The organism is Waddlia chondrophila WSU 86-1044 (genome assembly GCF_000092785.1).
In the GTDB taxonomy this organism is placed as follows: domain Bacteria; phylum Chlamydiota; class Chlamydiia; order Chlamydiales; family Waddliaceae; genus Waddlia; species Waddlia chondrophila.
Window position 1 is genome coordinate 1,971,429 of record NC_014225.1, and the last position, 16,876, is coordinate 1,988,304.

12 protein-coding genes are annotated in these 16,876 nt (G+C 46.3%); 7 read left to right on the top strand and 5 right to left on the bottom strand.

Annotated features, from left to right (window positions below):
* The first annotated feature begins 42 nt into the window (after nucleotides 1-42).
* Genes WCW_RS08830 through WCW_RS08840 form a run of 3 tightly spaced genes read left to right on the top strand, consistent with a single transcriptional unit; the run spans nucleotide 43 to nucleotide 3,850 of the window.
* Complete coding sequence (locus tag WCW_RS08830) at nucleotides 43-714, top strand: hypothetical protein (RefSeq protein WP_013182878.1); 672 nt, start codon at nucleotides 43-45, stop codon at nucleotides 712-714.
* The gene (locus WCW_RS08835) at nucleotides 711-2,408 is read left to right on the top strand and encodes a hypothetical protein (RefSeq protein WP_013182879.1); all 1,698 of its coding nucleotides are present in this window, start codon (nucleotides 711-713) and stop codon (nucleotides 2,406-2,408) included. The genes WCW_RS08830 and WCW_RS08835 overlap by 4 nt, the downstream gene beginning before the upstream one ends.
* The gene (locus tag WCW_RS08840; RefSeq protein WP_013182880.1) at nucleotides 2,405-3,850 is read left to right on the top strand and encodes an NAD-dependent succinate-semialdehyde dehydrogenase; all 1,446 of its coding nucleotides are present in this window, start codon (nucleotides 2,405-2,407) and stop codon (nucleotides 3,848-3,850) included. The genes WCW_RS08835 and WCW_RS08840 overlap by 4 nt, the downstream gene beginning before the upstream one ends.
* On the opposite strand, the gene WCW_RS08845 is transcribed toward WCW_RS08840, so the two are convergent.
* From WCW_RS08845 to WCW_RS08865, 5 genes are all read right to left on the bottom strand, one after another.
* Nucleotides 3,830-5,197, bottom strand: coding sequence for a phosphatidylethanolamine N-methyltransferase family domain-containing protein (locus WCW_RS08845; RefSeq protein WP_013182881.1), 1,368 nt, complete (start codon nucleotides 5,195-5,197; stop codon nucleotides 3,830-3,832). The two genes, WCW_RS08840 and WCW_RS08845, sit on opposite strands and share 21 nt — an antisense overlap.
* Nucleotides 5,198-5,300: 103 nt before the next feature.
* Nucleotides 5,301-6,200 carry an Lpg1974 family pore-forming outer membrane protein gene (locus WCW_RS08850; protein WP_013182882.1) on the bottom strand — a complete coding sequence of 300 codons (900 nt, stop codon included), beginning with the start codon at nucleotides 6,198-6,200 and terminating at the stop codon, nucleotides 5,301-5,303.
* A gap of 75 nt (nucleotides 6,201-6,275) precedes the next feature.
* Nucleotides 6,276-7,190 (bottom strand): Lpg1974 family pore-forming outer membrane protein, encoded by a 915-nt coding sequence (locus tag WCW_RS08855; RefSeq protein ID WP_013182883.1) that lies wholly within the window; start codon nucleotides 7,188-7,190, stop codon nucleotides 6,276-6,278.
* 160 nt (nucleotides 7,191-7,350) lie between these two features.
* The gene (locus WCW_RS08860; RefSeq protein ID WP_041941944.1) at nucleotides 7,351-9,486 is read right to left on the bottom strand and encodes an ATP-dependent helicase; all 2,136 of its coding nucleotides are present in this window, start codon (nucleotides 9,484-9,486) and stop codon (nucleotides 7,351-7,353) included.
* Between the two features lie 14 nt (nucleotides 9,487-9,500).
* On the bottom strand, nucleotides 9,501-13,118 hold the full coding sequence (locus tag WCW_RS08865) for a bifunctional proline dehydrogenase/L-glutamate gamma-semialdehyde dehydrogenase (protein WP_013182885.1): 3,618 nt from the start codon (nucleotides 13,116-13,118) through the stop codon (nucleotides 9,501-9,503).
* Between the two features lie 101 nt (nucleotides 13,119-13,219).
* Here WCW_RS08865 and WCW_RS08870 point away from each other — a divergent pair, with 101 nt between their 5' ends.
* The 4 genes from WCW_RS08870 (at nucleotide 13,220) to WCW_RS08885 (ending at nucleotide 16,868) form a co-directional block, all read left to right on the top strand.
* Nucleotides 13,220-14,461: an exo-beta-N-acetylmuramidase NamZ family protein gene (locus WCW_RS08870; protein WP_013182886.1), complete on the top strand. Its 1,242-nt coding sequence runs from the start codon at nucleotides 13,220-13,222 to the stop codon at nucleotides 14,459-14,461.
* 93 nt (nucleotides 14,462-14,554) lie between these two features.
* Nucleotides 14,555-14,866 carry a co-chaperone GroES gene (locus tag WCW_RS08875; protein ID WP_013182887.1) on the top strand — a complete coding sequence of 104 codons (312 nt, stop codon included), beginning with the start codon at nucleotides 14,555-14,557 and terminating at the stop codon, nucleotides 14,864-14,866.
* 14 nt (nucleotides 14,867-14,880) lie between these two features.
* A complete protein-coding gene (groL, locus tag WCW_RS08880) occupies nucleotides 14,881-16,560 on the top strand; it encodes a chaperonin GroEL (RefSeq protein WP_013182888.1) in 1,680 nt (559 codons plus the stop codon).
* Between the two features lie 71 nt (nucleotides 16,561-16,631).
* Nucleotides 16,632-16,868 (top strand): FmdB family zinc ribbon protein, encoded by a 237-nt coding sequence (locus WCW_RS08885; protein WP_013182889.1) that lies wholly within the window; start codon nucleotides 16,632-16,634, stop codon nucleotides 16,866-16,868.
* Nucleotides 16,869-16,876 lie beyond the last annotated feature (8 nt).

The window sequence follows — 16,876 nt, forward strand, 5'->3', positions numbered from 1 at the left end:
AATAGTATGGAAAGTTCACTATATCAGAACGAGGCGTTTGGAATGACTCGATATTTAGGGCTGCTGCTGATCATCGCCGCCTTTTGCGGTTGCGGCACTTCCCAACCACCTAAAATGGAAAAAGCCATTGACGCAACGGAAGTTTCCCGTCAAATTCTAACCTACAGCGAAAAACTCAGATTTCAAAAACATCTGCAATTAGAAGACTCTGTCGTTTACTACAACAACAAAATTAACCGCATCCGCCTCGACTTCTCATCAATGGATGTCCTCGATATTTGGGAAGCACGAGCGCTGCTGGTCGATCTCGTCGATGAGTTTCTCGAACGGATCAACGGAAACGCTATTATCTATCGCGATTTGGGAACCTTCCCTTTTACCGCGTCAGACCTTGAGGTCTACATTTATTTTAAGAGTTTTTACAACCATTACGTCAAGCTCGACTCCGTCGGAATGATCTCCCTAAAGCAGGGAATTGCCAGCTACATAGCCTCCGATGGCTTTGATTGCGAAGGCCCTTGTTGGCGCAAACGGAACGAATACTATTTTCAAAGCCGAAATTTCATTACGTTCAAACGGCAAGGAGAGGCCTTGTATAAGCCTGATACCGAGTCTGACTTCAATATCTTTGGAGACGAGCGCTATATTGATCCGGAAACGCGAAAATACTTAAACCGTATATCACCTAGAATCAAAACGAACCGGCCACGTTGACCGCTTGCAATCTTCAGGAAATCTACTCTGCCTGCCAATCTAAAAAATCGGGAGAGCCGGCGCTTGTTCCCAGCCTGATCTCCCAACGTGTCTATCACTCCAGCTACGGATGGGGACGTTTGTGGAAATGGTTTTATCTGGCAGTCCAATTCCTCACTGGAAAAGATCTTAAAACCAAACGTTTGATCAAAATCATGCAAAAAATGGAAAAAATCTTTTCCAAAAAGCTGCCGCAAGTGATCGAAAACGCCGCTGCCTATCAAGATTACCTAGAAAAAAGGATTCGAGAAGAAGAAGTGGATGAGAATGAAGTGCATGCCCTTCGCAAAAACGTCAGGCGGTGGACCCGTGCAACGGCTCCTCTTTCATCTATTGCGGGAAAAAAACAGAACGAGAAAATCACCTCCTTATTCCAAACTTACTATCCGGATTCAATCGAACGGGGAGAACTCCCCTTCTCCTATGGCCAAGGGGAAGTTCTCTTGCGGGAAACGCAATTACTGATCGATTTGGAAGGGTATCTGCACAGCCCGCTTCCTCTCGCTCTTTTCAAAAAACTTGCGAGGAAAGAAGATCTTTCGTCAAATGAACAGCACGAGCTGGAAAAATGGATTAAGATCCTAAATAAAAAGAAAGAAAACATTCCTGTCGATCTGTTTATCGACTGTCTAAGAGTGTTGACAAATAAGCCTTCATTTGGAGGCAGCTTGATCGAGCTAAAAGTCCGCTTGCTGCAAAACAATCTGGAACTTCTACGGATGAAGGAAGAGAAACATCTCTCTTGGAGAGCTGCTCTGCAACCGGGAGATGAGCTGAAAAGCGGCAGCCATACTTATCGACTGGGAGAAGCGATCGGCGTCAAGAGCGAAGGGTTTGATTCAACGCTAATTTTCGAGATTGAAGGAAACGAGGATCATGTCATCGCCGTTGGAATGAACCGGGCCTACTGGTCAATCAAACAGAAGGTGGCAAATGAATTTCAATGGGGAATAAAAATGCCTGAGATCAAGGAGATTTCTCCAGACGGGCGCTTTGCCATCATTGAAAGGCTGACACCGGCCATTTCCGAAAATCAATGGGAAAGTCCCGAAAATCAGCCTTTGGTTGAAAGCGACCTTTCGATCCTGGACCCAATCTCCAACCTCTTTAAATGGTGGGGCAAGGAATCCGTTTGCCCTGCAAATTTTTCCCTTAATCGCCTGATGTTCAACATGGACGGCGAGCTCAAGTACACACACTCACTGCAACCAACAGCCTTCGATTTCCGCCTACTGGAAGACCTTGCGTATGAGGTTGCGCAAGGGCATCTAAATGTTTACCTGCACATCATGCAACAATCGAAATTGAGCTCCCATCTAACGATGAATTTCTATCGGCGTGTCGTTGAGGCTTCTCTGAAAAATGAATCCGTCAAAATTAGAGATTTAGCTGCATATAGGAAGATCTCCGACCCTCTAGTGATCCAAAGAGGACGGAAACTCTACAAAAAAATTCAAAAATTAAGAGCCAAAATCATCAAGACATTGAATAAAGAATTTGATCATATTGATCAACACAGTCTCCTTGCCAACACCAATAAAGAGTTGAAAGAGTGGTATGAAGGCACCTGTTCAGCATCGCGCCTTTGGCCATCGATAGAAGAGGCGGTCACCGGAAACTTAAGGCGGCCCCTTCAACTAGGAAGGAATTTATGAACATTGCTCAATTTTTAGACCAGCCTGCAATCGGCTTTTTTGTGGGAGGAAGCTTTTCTCCCTGCCGCCATGCCTTAACTGAAGATCTCATCAGTCCTTATACAAAAGAAAAATGGAAAAGCTACATCCCTGCTAATGAACAGGATGTCAAACATGCAATAACCACGGCTAAAAAAGCTTTTCCCATGTGGAAAAACACTCCCGCACCGGAAAGAGGGCGTCTTTTGCGCAAAATCGGAGACTTGCTCTTAGAAAACAGCAGCACTTTCGCCAATCTAATGGCGCATGAGATGGGCAAGCCGATCACTCAAGGCAAAGGGGAAGTGAGCTACACAGCAGGCTATTTTCATTGGTTTGCCAGCGAAGCGGAAAGAATATACGGCATGACGATCCCGTCCCAATTTCCTGCCAAAGAGCTGACAATTCAGTACGAGCCTGTAGGGATCTGCGCTGCGATTACCCCATGGAATTTCCCGATTGCAATGGCAGGAAGAAAAATTGCCGCAGCACTTGCTGCCGGCTGCACAATCATCAACAAACCCAGCAGAGAAAGCCCTATTTCCATGCTGCTATTTGCTTACCTATGCCAAGCAGCTAACCTTCCGGAAGGGGTTGTCAATATCATTCCTGGTCCGGAAGAGATCATCGGCAAGGTCTTGCTCGCCTCATCCGATATACGCAAGCTTTCATTCACCGGAAGCACTGAGACGGGGAAATATCTTTACCGCAAATCAGCAGACACATTGAAAAAGCTGACAATGGAATTGGGAGGGCACGCTCCTCTTCTGGTCTTCGACGATGCAAACATCGACATTGCCGTCGCAGGAACAATTGCTTCAAAATTCCGCAACAACGGCCAAACCTGCGTTTGCCCTAATCGCATTTTTGTGCAAAAAAGCATTTACAACGCTTTTCTCGATAAATTTGCCGAAGAGACGGCAAAATTGAAAGTCGGCGATCCCCTGGATCCTCAGTCCGATTTGTCACCCATTCTACATCCAACAGCTGAATCAAAGGTCAAAAAGCACATTGCCGACGCACAAGAAAAGGGAGCTGAAATTATTTTGCAAGGAAGCTTCCCTTACGAGCCTTGCATCCTCAGCCAGGTGACGAGCGACATGCTGATTTACAAAGAAGAGACATTCGGCCCAGTAGCGGCTGTCATCCCTTTTTCAACCGAACGAGAAGGAGTAGAAATGGCAAACGATACCCCATTTGGCTTAGCCTCCTACTTTTTTTCACAAGATTTATCGCGCTGCAAACGAGTAGCCTCGGCTCTTCAATATGGCATTGTCGGGGTCAACGACCCTCTTCCCAGCACTTATCAAGCCTCATTTGGGGGAATCAAATCCTCCGGTTTCGGCCGTGAAGGGGGGCCGACAGCGATCAAAGAGTATCTGGTGGAGAAGTACATCTCAACATCAATAAATGCCGGGAATTAAGCGGTAAGGAACGCGGCGGCAATACTTTCTCCAAGCGTCTCCATATTTATTTTCACAACGGTGCTCATCACGGTAGCAGCGGTTAACCAATAGAATTGTCATGTACACAAAGTAAAAATAGGGCAAAAGATGGGAAAAACCGCAAGCCAAACAATAGGCAAGCGACAGCATCAAATCTCCGGTATAGTTCATATGGCGCGCCCTGCCCCACCAACCTGAAAGCAAGAGCTTCGTGTGGTGAAGAGAACCGTCTGCTGCTGTATACTGACAAGAGATAAACTCCGGCATTTTCCCCCAAATCGGCTCTTTTCCCTGGACTCTGCGAAAATGGTCTTTTTGATGATTTGCAGAACGAAAAATCGCATATCCGACAACTCCCAGCGTCAAAACAAAAAGAGCAAACCCTGTTGATAAGTCGACGGGATGATACAGAAGATACAACCCTTGCAAAGTATACATATACGGCAGCCAAACGAGATCACCCCAGGAAAGCATCCAGCCAAAATGATCGTGGCAAATGTCGATGGTTTTCAAATACCAAGTCTCGTGCCAGAAAAAATCCAACACATAGATGGCTTGAAGCACATTGACAAGGAGCATTGAATTAGGTAAATATCCCAAATCCGCATATTGCTTTGCAGCAAATGACCAGTTGATTAACGTCCAAGCAATGATCCCGGGACGTCCATTGAAAAAGAGTTTGAAGTCAAATTTTCCGATGCGGGGATTGAACTCGATTCCCATGAAAAAATCGTACAAAGGATTTCCACTGAATTTCCGATCTTCTGCATTGGAAGGAAAACGGTAAGCCTTCACATAGACGAAAATCGCTGTTAAATACCCCATCACGTTGGTTACGATCAAAAACCCTCCCCAGTTCTCCGCAATGATACTTGGAGAAAACCATCCCAAAACATAAGCGCCAATCCCGAAAAAGAGATGTGAGATTAACCACGCTTGCAAGCCATTGATTTGATAAACAAGCTGTTTGCCTGCCGGAGTGACCGCCCCCTCTTGGCGCCCTCCGCGATAGCGGGGAAGAATGCGATGGAGAAGATCCGGCAACCCGAGATAGAGGAGCAATTGAAACGCAAACCACCCTAAATACAACGCAAAAATGCCCACTTCGAAAGAGGGAAACAGTGAATCAAGAGAAACAGCCCCGGATGCTAACGCATAAGCGGGCCCGATCAAAGAACCTCTGAAGCGGACGCAAGCAATGTAGCAATAAAGCACCATCATTGGCGCTGTGGCAAGCAAAGCGATCGTTGAAAATAAACTGAGCCAGGTTGTTTCCCAAGCACGTCCCCAGTTTCTTGTTTGGACATTGGTAGTTGTTGCCGCCATTACAATTTGATACGTCTATATTTGTTTAGATATTTTTTATAAGTGATTAAGATTTTTTTTTATAGAAAAAGGAGCGGTCAGAAACTGACCGCATGAAAAAAATTTAGAAATTTGCGCCTAAACGAAGAACAAGGCCTCCAACACCTAAATATGCATGGCTCAATGCATCTTCAGCAATCCCTTTCCATCCCCAGTACTGAGCTTCGTAACCAATCTGGAAAAACGCATCGGCATCGCAAAGAACACACATTCTAAATTCCAGCCCGGCATAGACTTCATGGACTGGAATAAACCGAAATGCCTTGGATTCACGTCTCTCCTTTTCAGTAGGAGCTGGAGGTTCTGTCCGTGTAAAATCACTATCTAAAATACCTGTACTCATACGACAAACAAAAGCAACAGGAATGCAGCAACCGCACGCATTAAAGCTGCACAACTTCCAATGGCTGCTGGCACCAATATAAAGCCCGCTGCCATCAAGTCCTTGAGTAAAATCCCTTTCAAGTTCGCTAACATGGTCATCTGTCACGTCAATGTTGGCGAATTTCACCCCTAAGAAGGGCCGAAATAAAAGGCCATCGCAAATACAGCAAGAAGCCCCTAACTCAGCATCAAATACGCGATAATCAAATGCATATTTCGCCACTATCGGCACCTGATCAAAATGTGCCTCTTTATCTGCTTTAGAACGAAAAGAGGTGTAGCGCAGACTAAGATCCCATACATTCCAGCGTGCTGAACCGCCAACTCTCCATCCCCAATCATTCCCTGGAGTTAATTTATCGAAACTTCCATCTCCAAGAACAAGATCCGTACTGTGAAGATGCCAAAACAAGGCGTCGGCATACACAGAAAATTCCATGTTGCAAAAATCAACGCAGAGAAAATCGCATGTATTCTGATCATAGCAAGGATCACAATGATCATAGCCATCAAAAGCATGCGTAAAGTGGGCAGATGTTAAAAGGATGCCAAAAACAAGATTCTTTAGAATTTTCATCATCAGTCCAATCAAAAATTAAATGCTTTTTAATGATAAAGGCGATCTCTTCCGGATCGCCTTTAATGAAAGAAAGATTTAGAAATTCGCGCCTAGACGGAGAACAAGACCTCCAATACCTAGGTGAGCAAGGCTATCGATTGCCCGTACTAGTTCTCCTCTCCAACCCCAGTACTGAACTTCATAACCGACTTGGACAAACGCATCGGCATTGCAAAGGCCGCACATTCTAAACTCAAGACCTGCATACAATTCGTGCACAGGAATAAATTGGCAATCTTTAGCAGAACCCTCTTCTCCTACCTCTTCTCCTACACTGTATTTAAAGTCTCCATCAAGAACACCTGTGCTGAAACGGGAAACTAATGCAACTGGAATGCTGCGATCGCAAACATTGAAGCTGCAGATCTGCCAGCGGTTGTCGAAACCAACGTAAAGACCGCATCCATCCAATTTTAGCTTACGGTCTAACCCTTTGTCGAAAATAAACTCAATGTTTCTAATGTCTACTTTGATTCGTGCAAATTTTCCACCGAAGAAAGGCCTGAAGAGAATGCCTTCACAGATGCAGCACGCACGGCCAAGCTCAACATCGAACACATCGTAATCGAATTCACTTGCCGCCACGACAGAGCTTTCTCCAAATTGAACATCTCTCTTCGCTGTTGAAGAAAAAGAAGTGTAGCGGAAACCGATATCCCAAGAATTCCAGTAGGCGGAAGCTCCGATTCTCCAACCCCAATTGTAATCGTGATCGGTTTTTCCATCGTTTAATCCATCTTTTCTTCCATCATTTGTAATTAGAGAAAGATCGTTATGCCAGTAAAGCGCATCAGCATACAACTCAAATTCCATATCGCATAAGCTGATGTTGCACAGATCACATTCCGTACCCATGTAGCATGGATCGCATGCATCGCATGCTTCATCGGAATAAGCAAACTGAGCGGAGGCCAACAGTACAAAAAGTACTAAATTTTTCAAATGTTTCATTGTGAACTCCATTTTTGTTACCAAATAGAAAAAACCATCTTAGACTACAGCCTTGAGAGGATTTTTTCCAAATTTTATTTTCGTCACTGAAAGATCAATAAAGAATCTTAGACTGTGTAAAATGTAATACATCCATCGATTTTTTGAACAGTAGAAATCATCACAATCTCGTTAAATGTGAATAACGCGCTGCAAGATCTTTAACCTGGCAATCACTAGAGAACAGCACTTTGTAGATCATCCCGACCGAACTATCATACACTTGCTGAACAACACCAACACCAAATTCCTGATGAAACACGGCATCCCCGGACTCAAATTCTGTTTCCATTTCAGATGTTTGCATCATTGAAGAGCCCCCAATCGTTATCCCATCACGCACCCTTTGCAGATGTTCGATAGGAATTTCTTTGAGAAAACGGCTAGGCCTCTGCGTACGCGCCTGCCCCCACAAATAACGGAAACGGGCATCTGTAATATAAAGATACTCTTTGGCTCGTGTCATGCCGACATAGCACAAACGCCTCTCCTCTTCAAGCGCTTCTTGACTGCCCCTGGAGTTAGCATGAGGAAAAAGGTCCTCTTCCATGCCGACCAGGAACACAAGCGTATATTCCAGCCCTTTTCCATTATGGATCGTCATTAAATTCACTCTATCAACAAGGCCGGCGTCAGCTTCATCAAGACTCGATTTCAAGGACAATTCTTCAAGAAAGTCGGCAAGTTCGGCGCTGTCCCTCTCCTGTTCCCACTCCATTGCCTTTGTCCTCAATTCATCCAGGTTTGCTTTGCGGTCGTCAACGGTTTCCGGATCTTCAGATAAGTGGTTCAGATAACCTGTTTCTTCAACAGCTGCGATGACAAGCTCTTTGAGAGAACATTCAGCATAGATCCGCTTCAATTTTCGAATCATGGAAAGGTATCCCTCAAGCCCCTCTTTCTGCTTAGTGGTCATCCGCAAAGAAACACCGCCATCAACCAATGCCTGGCAATATTCCAAAATCGTCATCCCTTCCTGAGTTGCTCCCAGACGAATCTTTTCAATCGTCGCATTCCCAAGTCCACGGCGGGGAAGATTAATCGTCCGTTGAAAAGAAATGAAGTCTGAATCCGAATAAGTCATTCGTAAAAAGGCGAGCACGTCTTTGATTTCCTTCCGCTGGTAAAAAGAAATTCCTCCAACAATGACGTAAGGAATACGAGAAGATAATAAACGGTCCTCAAATGCACGCGATTGGAAATTGGTCCTGTAAAAAATGACCATTTCCTGATAGGGGATCCCTTTTTCCTCGTGGAAATAACGGATCGTATCTGCAACAAACTGCGATTCATTGCGATCGGAATCACCGGTGTAATGTTTAATCTTTTCTCCCGGCCCTAGCGCACTCCATAAATTTTTTTCGAAACGCTGCTGGTTGAATCCGATCAAGTGATTTGCCGCATCTAAGATATTGGCACGGCTGCGATAATTTTGTTCAAGTCTCACCACTTTAGCGCCTGCAAAATCGTTCTCAAAATTGAGAATATTCTGGATATTTGCTCCTCTCCAAGAGTAGATCGATTGGTCAGGATCTCCGACAACGCAAAGATTTTTCGTACGTTCAACAAGCTTGCACACAATTTCATACTGCGCATGGTTCGTGTCCTGATACTCGTCGATCAATAAATGAGACCATCTGTCTTGATACCCTTTCAGCACTTCCGGACACTCTCTAAACAGTTTCACGACAAGAAAAAGAAGATCGTCAAAATCAAGGGCATTATACTCTTTCAGCCTCTCTTGGTATTTCCTATAAACCATTGGCAAAGCCATGTCGGCAGGATCTTTCGACTGCGAGCTTTGCACTTGATCCGGCCCCAGCAACTGATTTTTCGCTTTGGAGATCAACGATCGGAACACTTTGGGCTCCATTTTTTTATCCCGAATTTTCAGCTCTTCCAAACAGGCTTTCAGCAATTTCAACACATCGTCTTCGTCATAAATGGTAAAATCACTGCGATATCCCAGCTCATGAATCGACTCCCTCAAAATCCTTGCCCCTAAACTATGGAAAGTGCTGATGAGAACGTGGCTGTTTGCGATCTTTCTGATCCTCTCCTGCATTTCCCCCGCAGCTTTGTTTGTGAATGTGAGTCCAAGGATTTGAGAAGCAGGCACTCCACTTTCGATAAGAGCAGCAATTCGGTAAGTCACTACGCGCGTCTTTCCGGAACCTGCGCCGGCCAAGACAAGTAAAGGCCCGTTAAATGTATTGACAGCATCTTGTTGCGGTTCATTCAATCCAGCGGCATACATCATTGTTTTCATCCTTATAAAATGGGTGCGCGCTCTTCATGTTCACGCATTCCTAAGTTTCCATAGCGATGGTAATCACAGCTATAGCTGACTTCTCTCAAATAGTGAAGAAGCTCTAAACGGCCATTAGCGACTACCTGGGAGAGGTGCACATGGCAACAAGCTTCCGAAAGCGCCTGACTTAAGCTTGAAGATGGAGCAGAAATCAGCCGTATCCGCTCAACTTCTCCTTTAAGCACGCGGTCGATAAAATTGGATTCCGACTCCGAAATGACATGCACTTTTGATGAGAGATTCACCCAATCTCCCTTAGAAATCTGCAGGACAGTTTTGCTGTCTCCGCTGACTTCTAAGTGTGTGCGGCAAATCGCAGCGGCAGCAATAATCCGCATCGTATCGATGAGTTCATCTTGAGGCTGTACGCGCAGCACAACTTTCTCGTGAGGAACATACTGAAACAGATTATCCTCTCCAACAATTTTACTAGGATCGGCCGCTGTAGAAAAATCGTGCTTATAATGATAAGCGTAACTTTGCACACTAGCTTCCCAAATCTCCATTTTTTCAGAAGACAACTCAAATTTCTGAATGAAAAGCCCAAGAACATTGATCGAGCTATCAAGCGCAGTGCGATGAGAGGGCAGTGCTTTTTGTTCCGCTCTCATCAATTGCGAAACGTAGTTTGGCCCTCCAGCTTTAGCCCCTTTGCCAAAACCGCTCTTCTTACAGCCGCCGAACGGCTGCCTTTGCACAATAGCTCCTGTGATCGTGCGGTTGACATACAAGTTGCCCGCAATCACCTTTTCCCGCCACAACTTCTCTTCCCGTTCATCGAGTGAATGCAAACCTGACGTCAAACCATATCCGGTTCCATTCACTAAACGAATCGCATGCTCCAGATCATCGGCGCACATTACACTCAAAACGGGGCCGAAATATTCCGTCCGATACGCTTTGCCGCCCTGTTTAACCCCCAGCTTAATTCCCGGAGACCACAGGCGTGGATTCTTAGGATCCTGCCTCGGCTTAAGCAGCCAGGATTCTCCCTCTTCCAAAGTGGTCAACCCTTCCAAAAGTTTATCTGACGGTTCGTTAATCAGGGGATTAATCTTTGTTGACAAGTCCCATGCAGATCCCGTTTGCAAACTTTGCGCCGCATCCTTTAATGTCTGCAAAAACTTGCGGTCCTCGTACACTTCTTTCTCCAGGATCAACAGACTGCACGCACTGCATTTTTGACCGGCGTGGCCGAAAGCCGAACGTACAGTATCTTTGATCGCAAGGTCGCGATCAGACATCCCTGTGACAATCATCGCATTTTTGCCGCCAGTCTCTGCCATTAAATCCAGTCCGGGACGCATCCTCAGCATCAGCTCAGCTGTAGATGTGGCTCCTGTAAGAATCACGGTATCGACGCGAGAGTCTTGAACCAACCGGCTTCCGACAGGCTCATCTTCGCATAAAATAAACTGCAACGTTTCCTTGCTGATTCCTGCATCCCAACATAAGTTGGCAAGCAGCCAGGCAACAAGCACCGTCTCTCTGGCAGGTTTAAAAATCACGCTGTTGCCAGTAACAAGCGCAGCCACAACGCCGCCGAGAGGAATTGCGCAAGGGAAGTTCCACGGCGGAGCCACAAGCACTGTTCCTTTAGGCGCCCATTGCAGATCGGACATCTCATGCCAAAATTTAGCTTGCCGCATGTAATATTCAACAAAATCAATTGCCTCAGACACCTCAACATCGGCCTCTTCAACAATTTTTCCAGCATCTGCGACCATGGCGCAAATCAGTTCTCCCCGATTCTGCCTTAACAAAGAGGCTAGTTCGGAAAGAATGCTGCATCTTTCCTCAAGAGAAACTTCATCCCATTTCGCTCCGGCGACCGAAGCGCACTGCAAAGCCTTTTCCGCCTGTTCCTGATCAGCAAGAGCGTAGTGGTAGAGCACCTTCCCAGGTACGGAAGGATCTACCCCTTCTCCGAAACAGTGGTCGTCAGGAGGAATTTCCCTACCGGCAACCACAAGCGGAATCGGAGCAATCTCCTTTTTTTTCCACCCCTGAAGAATTTGCTGGATCCATTTCCTGTTCTGTGGCAGCGTCCAATCTGTGTCGGGTTCATTCTGAAAGGGCAGCTCTATCGATACCGAAGCCGCTTCATGAAAGCGGTTCTGCGTTCTCCTCGGACTTTTACTGACAGCATTTGCAGCATGGCACGCAAGAGAAAAATGGTTTGCCTGGGATTGCCACTCCTCGGTATCGGGATAAAGGCCGAAAATATGGCGCAGGAAATTCTCCGGAGCTGTGTTTTCATCCAGCCGGCGCACCAAATAGGCTACAGCATGGACAAACTCTTTTTCCGTGGCTGCAGGGCAATATAAAAGGATGTCTCCGCTCAGCGTCTGCACAACGCGCCGCATATGATCTGCCATCCCTTCGAGCATCTCAAATTCGACAAATCCCTCCATCCCCGTCTCCGATCGAAGCAGCATCGCATAAGCAATATCAAATAGATTATGACTGCCCACGCCGACACGCGCCGCTTTCGCATGATCAGGCTGGCACGCATAAGCGAGCATCCGCTTAAAATTGGCATCCACATCAACTTTGTTCGTATAAGGAGCCTGCGCCCACCCCTTGAGCGACGCCTCCACTTGCTCCATCGCCAAATTCGCTCCCTTGACAAGGCGGATCTTAATCGGCGCCCCTCCATTTGCAACCCTCTTCATTGCCCAAACAGTGAGTTCCTGTTGAAGGAGATAAGAATCAGGCAGGTAACTTTGCAGAACAATTCCTGCAGAGTGTTGATAAAATTCCGGATCGTCCAGCACGCGTCTAAAAAGTTCCACTGTCAAGTGCAGATCCCGATACTCTTCCATATCGAGATTAACAAACTTCGGCACCCGCTTGCCGTTTGCCCGCACATAAAAATGGGTCATCGCCTGACGATAGAGTTTTTTCAATCTCGGCTCTAAAACTTCTAAAGTCTCCTCCCAGGAAAGCAAATTAATTTGGCTGCAAATGGTTGAAATCTTGATCGAAATATACTCCACTTCAGGACGCGCTAAATCTTCCAGGTAGATTTCCAACCTGCGCTTTGCTTCCTCTTCGCCAAGGATTGCCTCGCCCAAATGGTTGAGGTTCACTCTAACTCCTGCCTTCTTCCGTTTTTCCATATAGCGGGACAAAGGACGCTTTTCTCCCGGAAGGATGACACGGGACGTCTCTTTTCGCAGCATGCGGCGCGCCAACGGTACAAAAACCTGAGGAATCGACTGCCCCAAACACTTGAACACAAATAACTGCAGCTGCCTAAAGTAGGAAAGATACTTTGGAATCCCGAATTTATTGATCAGATGGATCATTTGATCTGCAACACGGGCAGGAAGTTTACTGCGAAAGCATTCATCTGTCATGCTTGTTGTAAACACTTTCCCTACAGGATCTTCCATCATATGATCGAGCTGGGCAAGAATGCGGTGCTCAGAAGTGGTTTGCACCCGTCTGGCTTCGTTAAGCATCAATGCAGCTAACTCGATCGCAAGCTCCCTGCGTTCCTCAACAGAAATCATACGTCCTTTAACATGATCGATCAGCCGTCTGGCATTTTCCAAATAGGGAGACTCTTCCATAACTTCCTTAACCAAAATCGCAAGTTTTTAAGATTGGATTCAGCATATCAGAATCGCTCCTTTACAAAAAGCGGATTCCAAGGTCAAAATAGACGTCAACCATGGATTCTAAATTGAAACAGTTGCTCTTTGTTTTTTTCACCTGCTTTCTGCTTCCTTTGTCTGCCAAAGTTTCCCTTGGAATCGATCAATTAGTCAGTGGAAAGTACGATTCTTTATTGAAAGGGAAGCGGGTTGGGTTGATCACAAACCACACAGCAGTCAACAAACAAATGGACAGCACCATCGACCTGCTGAAAAAACACGCTAAAAAGGGAGGCTTTTCCCTTGTTGCGTTCTTTGCTCCTGAGCACGGACTGACCGGTGCATCGCACGCCAATACCTTGATTCAAGACAGCCGCAGCCCTGAAGGAATCCCTATCTTCAGTTTACATGGCAAAACCAAGCGTCCGACAAAAGAGATGCTTTCCCACATCGACCTTCTCATCTTCGATATCCAGGATATCGGATCGCGCTCCTATACCTATATCTCCACACTTTTTTACGCCATGGAAGAGGCAGCAAAACACAACATCCGCGTGATTGTCCTGGACCGTCCCAATCCCATTAACGGCATCACCATCGACGGGCCGATGATGAAAGAACAGTGGCGTTCGTTTGTCGGCTATATCGATGTTCCTTACTGCCATGGAATGACAGTTGGAGAATTGGCACGCTATTTTAACGAAGAGTACAAGGTCGGATGCCGCCTTGAAGTGATTCCAATGCAGGGATGGACAAGGGAAATGACTTTTCGCGATACCGAGCTGCCATGGGTACCCACCAGTCCGCACATTCCCGAAGCCAACTCAGTCTGGTACTATCCGACAACAGGAATTCTTGGAGAGATCTCGATGGTCAGCATTGGAATCGGCTATCCTCTTCCCTTTAAAATGATAGGAGCTCCCTGGATCGACGCCGACGCTTTCGCCTCGCAATTAAATGCTCAACATTTTTCCGGAGTGCGCTTTCATCCTTTCCACTTCAAACCTTTTTACGGATTGTATGCCGATCAAGATTGCCACGGAGTCTTGATCGTGATTACCGATGACCGTCAGTTTCTTCCGGTAACCACGCAATATCTGATTATTGGAATGCTTAAAAGCTTGTATCCTAAAAAATTCAAGGAATCGATGCAGAAAACGGCTCACAGAAAAGAAATGTTCAGCAAAGTCAACGGCACAGACGAGGTGTGGCGCTTAATGCAGGAAGAACCCTATATCGTATGGCGGCTAAAAGAGCTTGACCGGGCGAAAAGGGAGCAATTTAAGCAAAAGCGGGAACGGTATTTATTGTACCGCTAAAAACTGGCACTTAAATTCATCAACTGCTAATATGTTGACGTAAATCCATTGAACTCTTAAAATTTTGGCTAACATCAACGAGGAGAAGCCACTATGAGTACCAAAATGAAAATCAAGCCGTTAGGCAACCGTGTTCTTATCAAAAGATCTAAAGCAGAAACGTCAAAAGGGGGAATCCTTCTGCCCGATTCTGCGCAGGAAAAGCCGAAGCAGGGCACTGTTCTCGCTGTAGGACCGGGGAAACTGGATGAAAACGGCACGATGGAAGCGATGCATGTTGCTGAAGGCGATTGCGTTCTGTTCAGCTCTTATGCGGGAACCGAAGTTAAAGACGTGGACGAAAACAGCGAGGATGAATATCTTATTCTTTCTCAAGAAGACATTTTAGGAATCCTCTCATCATAAGGAGCAAAAGACACATGGCTAAATTACTCAAATTTAAAGAAGACGCACTCAAAGCGATCCTTAAGGGAGTCCACACGCTTAGCAAAGCAGTTAAAGTCACACTTGGCCCTAAAGGGCGCAACGTCGTCATCAACAAAAGCTTTGGCGCTCCCACTTCAACCAAAGATGGAGTAACCGTTGCAAAAGAGATTGCCCTCAAGGATAAATTTGAAAACATGGGCGCCCAGCTTGTCAAAGAGGTGGCTTCTAAAACATCTGATACGGCAGGAGATGGAACGACAACAGCAATCGTCTTAGCAGAAGAGATCGTGAGAAAAGGCGCAAAAAATGTGGCTGCCGGATCTAACCCGATGAGTTTGAAGCGCGGGATCGACCTCGCAGTGCAAACATTGACTGAAGCTTTGCAAAATCTTGCAACACCTGTCAAAACATCGGATGAAGTGAAGCAAATTGCGACCATCTCCGCTAACAACGACCCGGAAATCGGCACGATCATTGCCGAAGCGATGGAAAAAGTGGGCAAAGACGGCATCATCACAGTTGCTGAAGCCAAAGGGATCGATACCACTTTAGACGTTGTCGAAGGAATGCAGTTCGACAAAGGGTTTGTTTCTCCTTATTTCATTACAAATGGGGAAAACATGACTGTGGAACTGGAAAACGCTTCTATCCTCATCACAGACAAAAAATTGTCCGCAGTTAAAGAACTCGTCGCATTTTTAGAAAAAGCGATGGAAAAAGGCCCTAAACCGCTTTTGATCATTGCAGAGGATATCGAAGGGGAAGCATTGGCAACATTGGTTGTCAACAAGCTTAAAGGGGGACTGCCTGTCTGCGCAGTGAAAGCTCCTGGCTTTGGCGATAGACGCAAAGCGATGCTCCAAGATATTGCGACCCTCACAGGAGCGACTGTTGTCAGCGAAGAGGTTGGCCTGCAATTGGAAGATGTAGGACCTGAAGTGCTTGGACAAGCAAAAACGATTAAAGTTTCCAAAGAAGAGACAACAATCGTCGACGGCATGGGCGACCATGGCAAAGTTCAAGAGCGCGTCGCTCAAGTTAAAGGAGAACTCTCCAAGCCGAATATCTCTAACTACGATAAAGAGAAGCTTGAAGAGCGCCTGGCTAAATTAGTCGGAGGTGTTGCAGTAGTCAACGTCGGCGCAGCAACTGAAACAGAGCTCAAGGAGAAGAAAGCACGTGTCGAAGATGCATTGCACGCAACGCGAGCGGCTGTCGCCGAAGGGATCGTTCCAGGAGGAGGCGTTGCTCTCTTACGCTGTGTGGATGCATTGAACACTCTGAAGTTGACTGACGAGGAAGCAATCGGCGTACAGATCATCCGCGATGCGGCGTTTGCCCCAGCAACCGCGATTGCCAACAACTGCGGAAAGCAAGGCAACCTGATCGCAGAGAAGATCTATGAATCTAAAGGCGCTATGGGCTACAACGGACTGACTGACACATTTGAAGATCTGCTTCAAGCAGGTGTTGTCGATCCGGTACTCGTAACTAAGCAGGCGCTGACCAACGCAGCTTCCGTAGCATCCTTGCTGCTCACAACTGCATGCATGGTCACCGACAAACCTGAGCCTAAGTCTCAGGAGCCTGCCATGGGCGGCGGCATGCCGGGCATGGGAGGTATGGGTGGCATGGGCGGAATGCCTGGAATGGGTGGCATGGGCGGTTTCTAACCCCAACCCTATCATTATTATTTGGAGGAAGGAAAATTCCTTCCTCCTTTTCTAAAATAAGGAATACTTTCATGCCAACATATGCCTACATTTGCGAAACATGCAAACATCAAATGGATGCGTTTCAAAAGATTACCGATTTCCCTTTGAAAGAGTGCCCGAAGTGCGCGGCGCCAACTCTTAGACGAGGACCTGGCGGCGGCATTGGTCTATCATTTAAAGGATCCGGATTTTATATCACGGATTATTCCCAAAAGCAAGAATGCCCCTCTTCATGCGGCAAAGAGGGTGCCTGCAAGCAGGTTTAAGAGAGGTC

Bases quoted from the DNA above. Each gene is read 5' to 3' on its own strand.
- WCW_RS08830 (WP_013182878.1), top strand. From the start codon at position 43: ATGACTCGATATTTAGGGCTGCTGCTGATCATCGCCGCCTTTTGCGGT.
- WCW_RS08840 (WP_013182880.1), top strand. From the start codon at position 2,405: ATGAACATTGCTCAATTTTTAGACCAGCCTGCAATCGGCTTTTTTGTG.
- WCW_RS08845 (WP_013182881.1), bottom strand. From the start codon at position 5,197: ATGGCGGCAACAACTACCAATGTCCAAACAAGAAACTGGGGACGTGCT.
- WCW_RS08850 (WP_013182882.1), bottom strand. From the start codon at position 6,200: ATGATGAAAATTCTAAAGAATCTTGTTTTTGGCATCCTTTTAACATCT.
- WCW_RS08855 (WP_013182883.1), bottom strand. From the start codon at position 7,190: ATGAAACATTTGAAAAATTTAGTACTTTTTGTACTGTTGGCCTCCGCT.
- WCW_RS08860 (WP_041941944.1), bottom strand. From the start codon at position 9,486: ATGTATGCCGCTGGATTGAATGAACCGCAACAAGATGCTGTCAATACA.
- WCW_RS08865 (WP_013182885.1), bottom strand. From the start codon at position 13,118: ATGGAAGAGTCTCCCTATTTGGAAAATGCCAGACGGCTGATCGATCAT.
- WCW_RS08870 (WP_013182886.1), top strand. From the start codon at position 13,220: ATGGATTCTAAATTGAAACAGTTGCTCTTTGTTTTTTTCACCTGCTTT.
- WCW_RS08875 (WP_013182887.1), top strand. From the start codon at position 14,555: ATGAGTACCAAAATGAAAATCAAGCCGTTAGGCAACCGTGTTCTTATC.
- groL (WP_013182888.1), top strand. From the start codon at position 14,881: ATGGCTAAATTACTCAAATTTAAAGAAGACGCACTCAAAGCGATCCTT.
- WCW_RS08885 (WP_013182889.1), top strand. From the start codon at position 16,632: ATGCCAACATATGCCTACATTTGCGAAACATGCAAACATCAAATGGAT.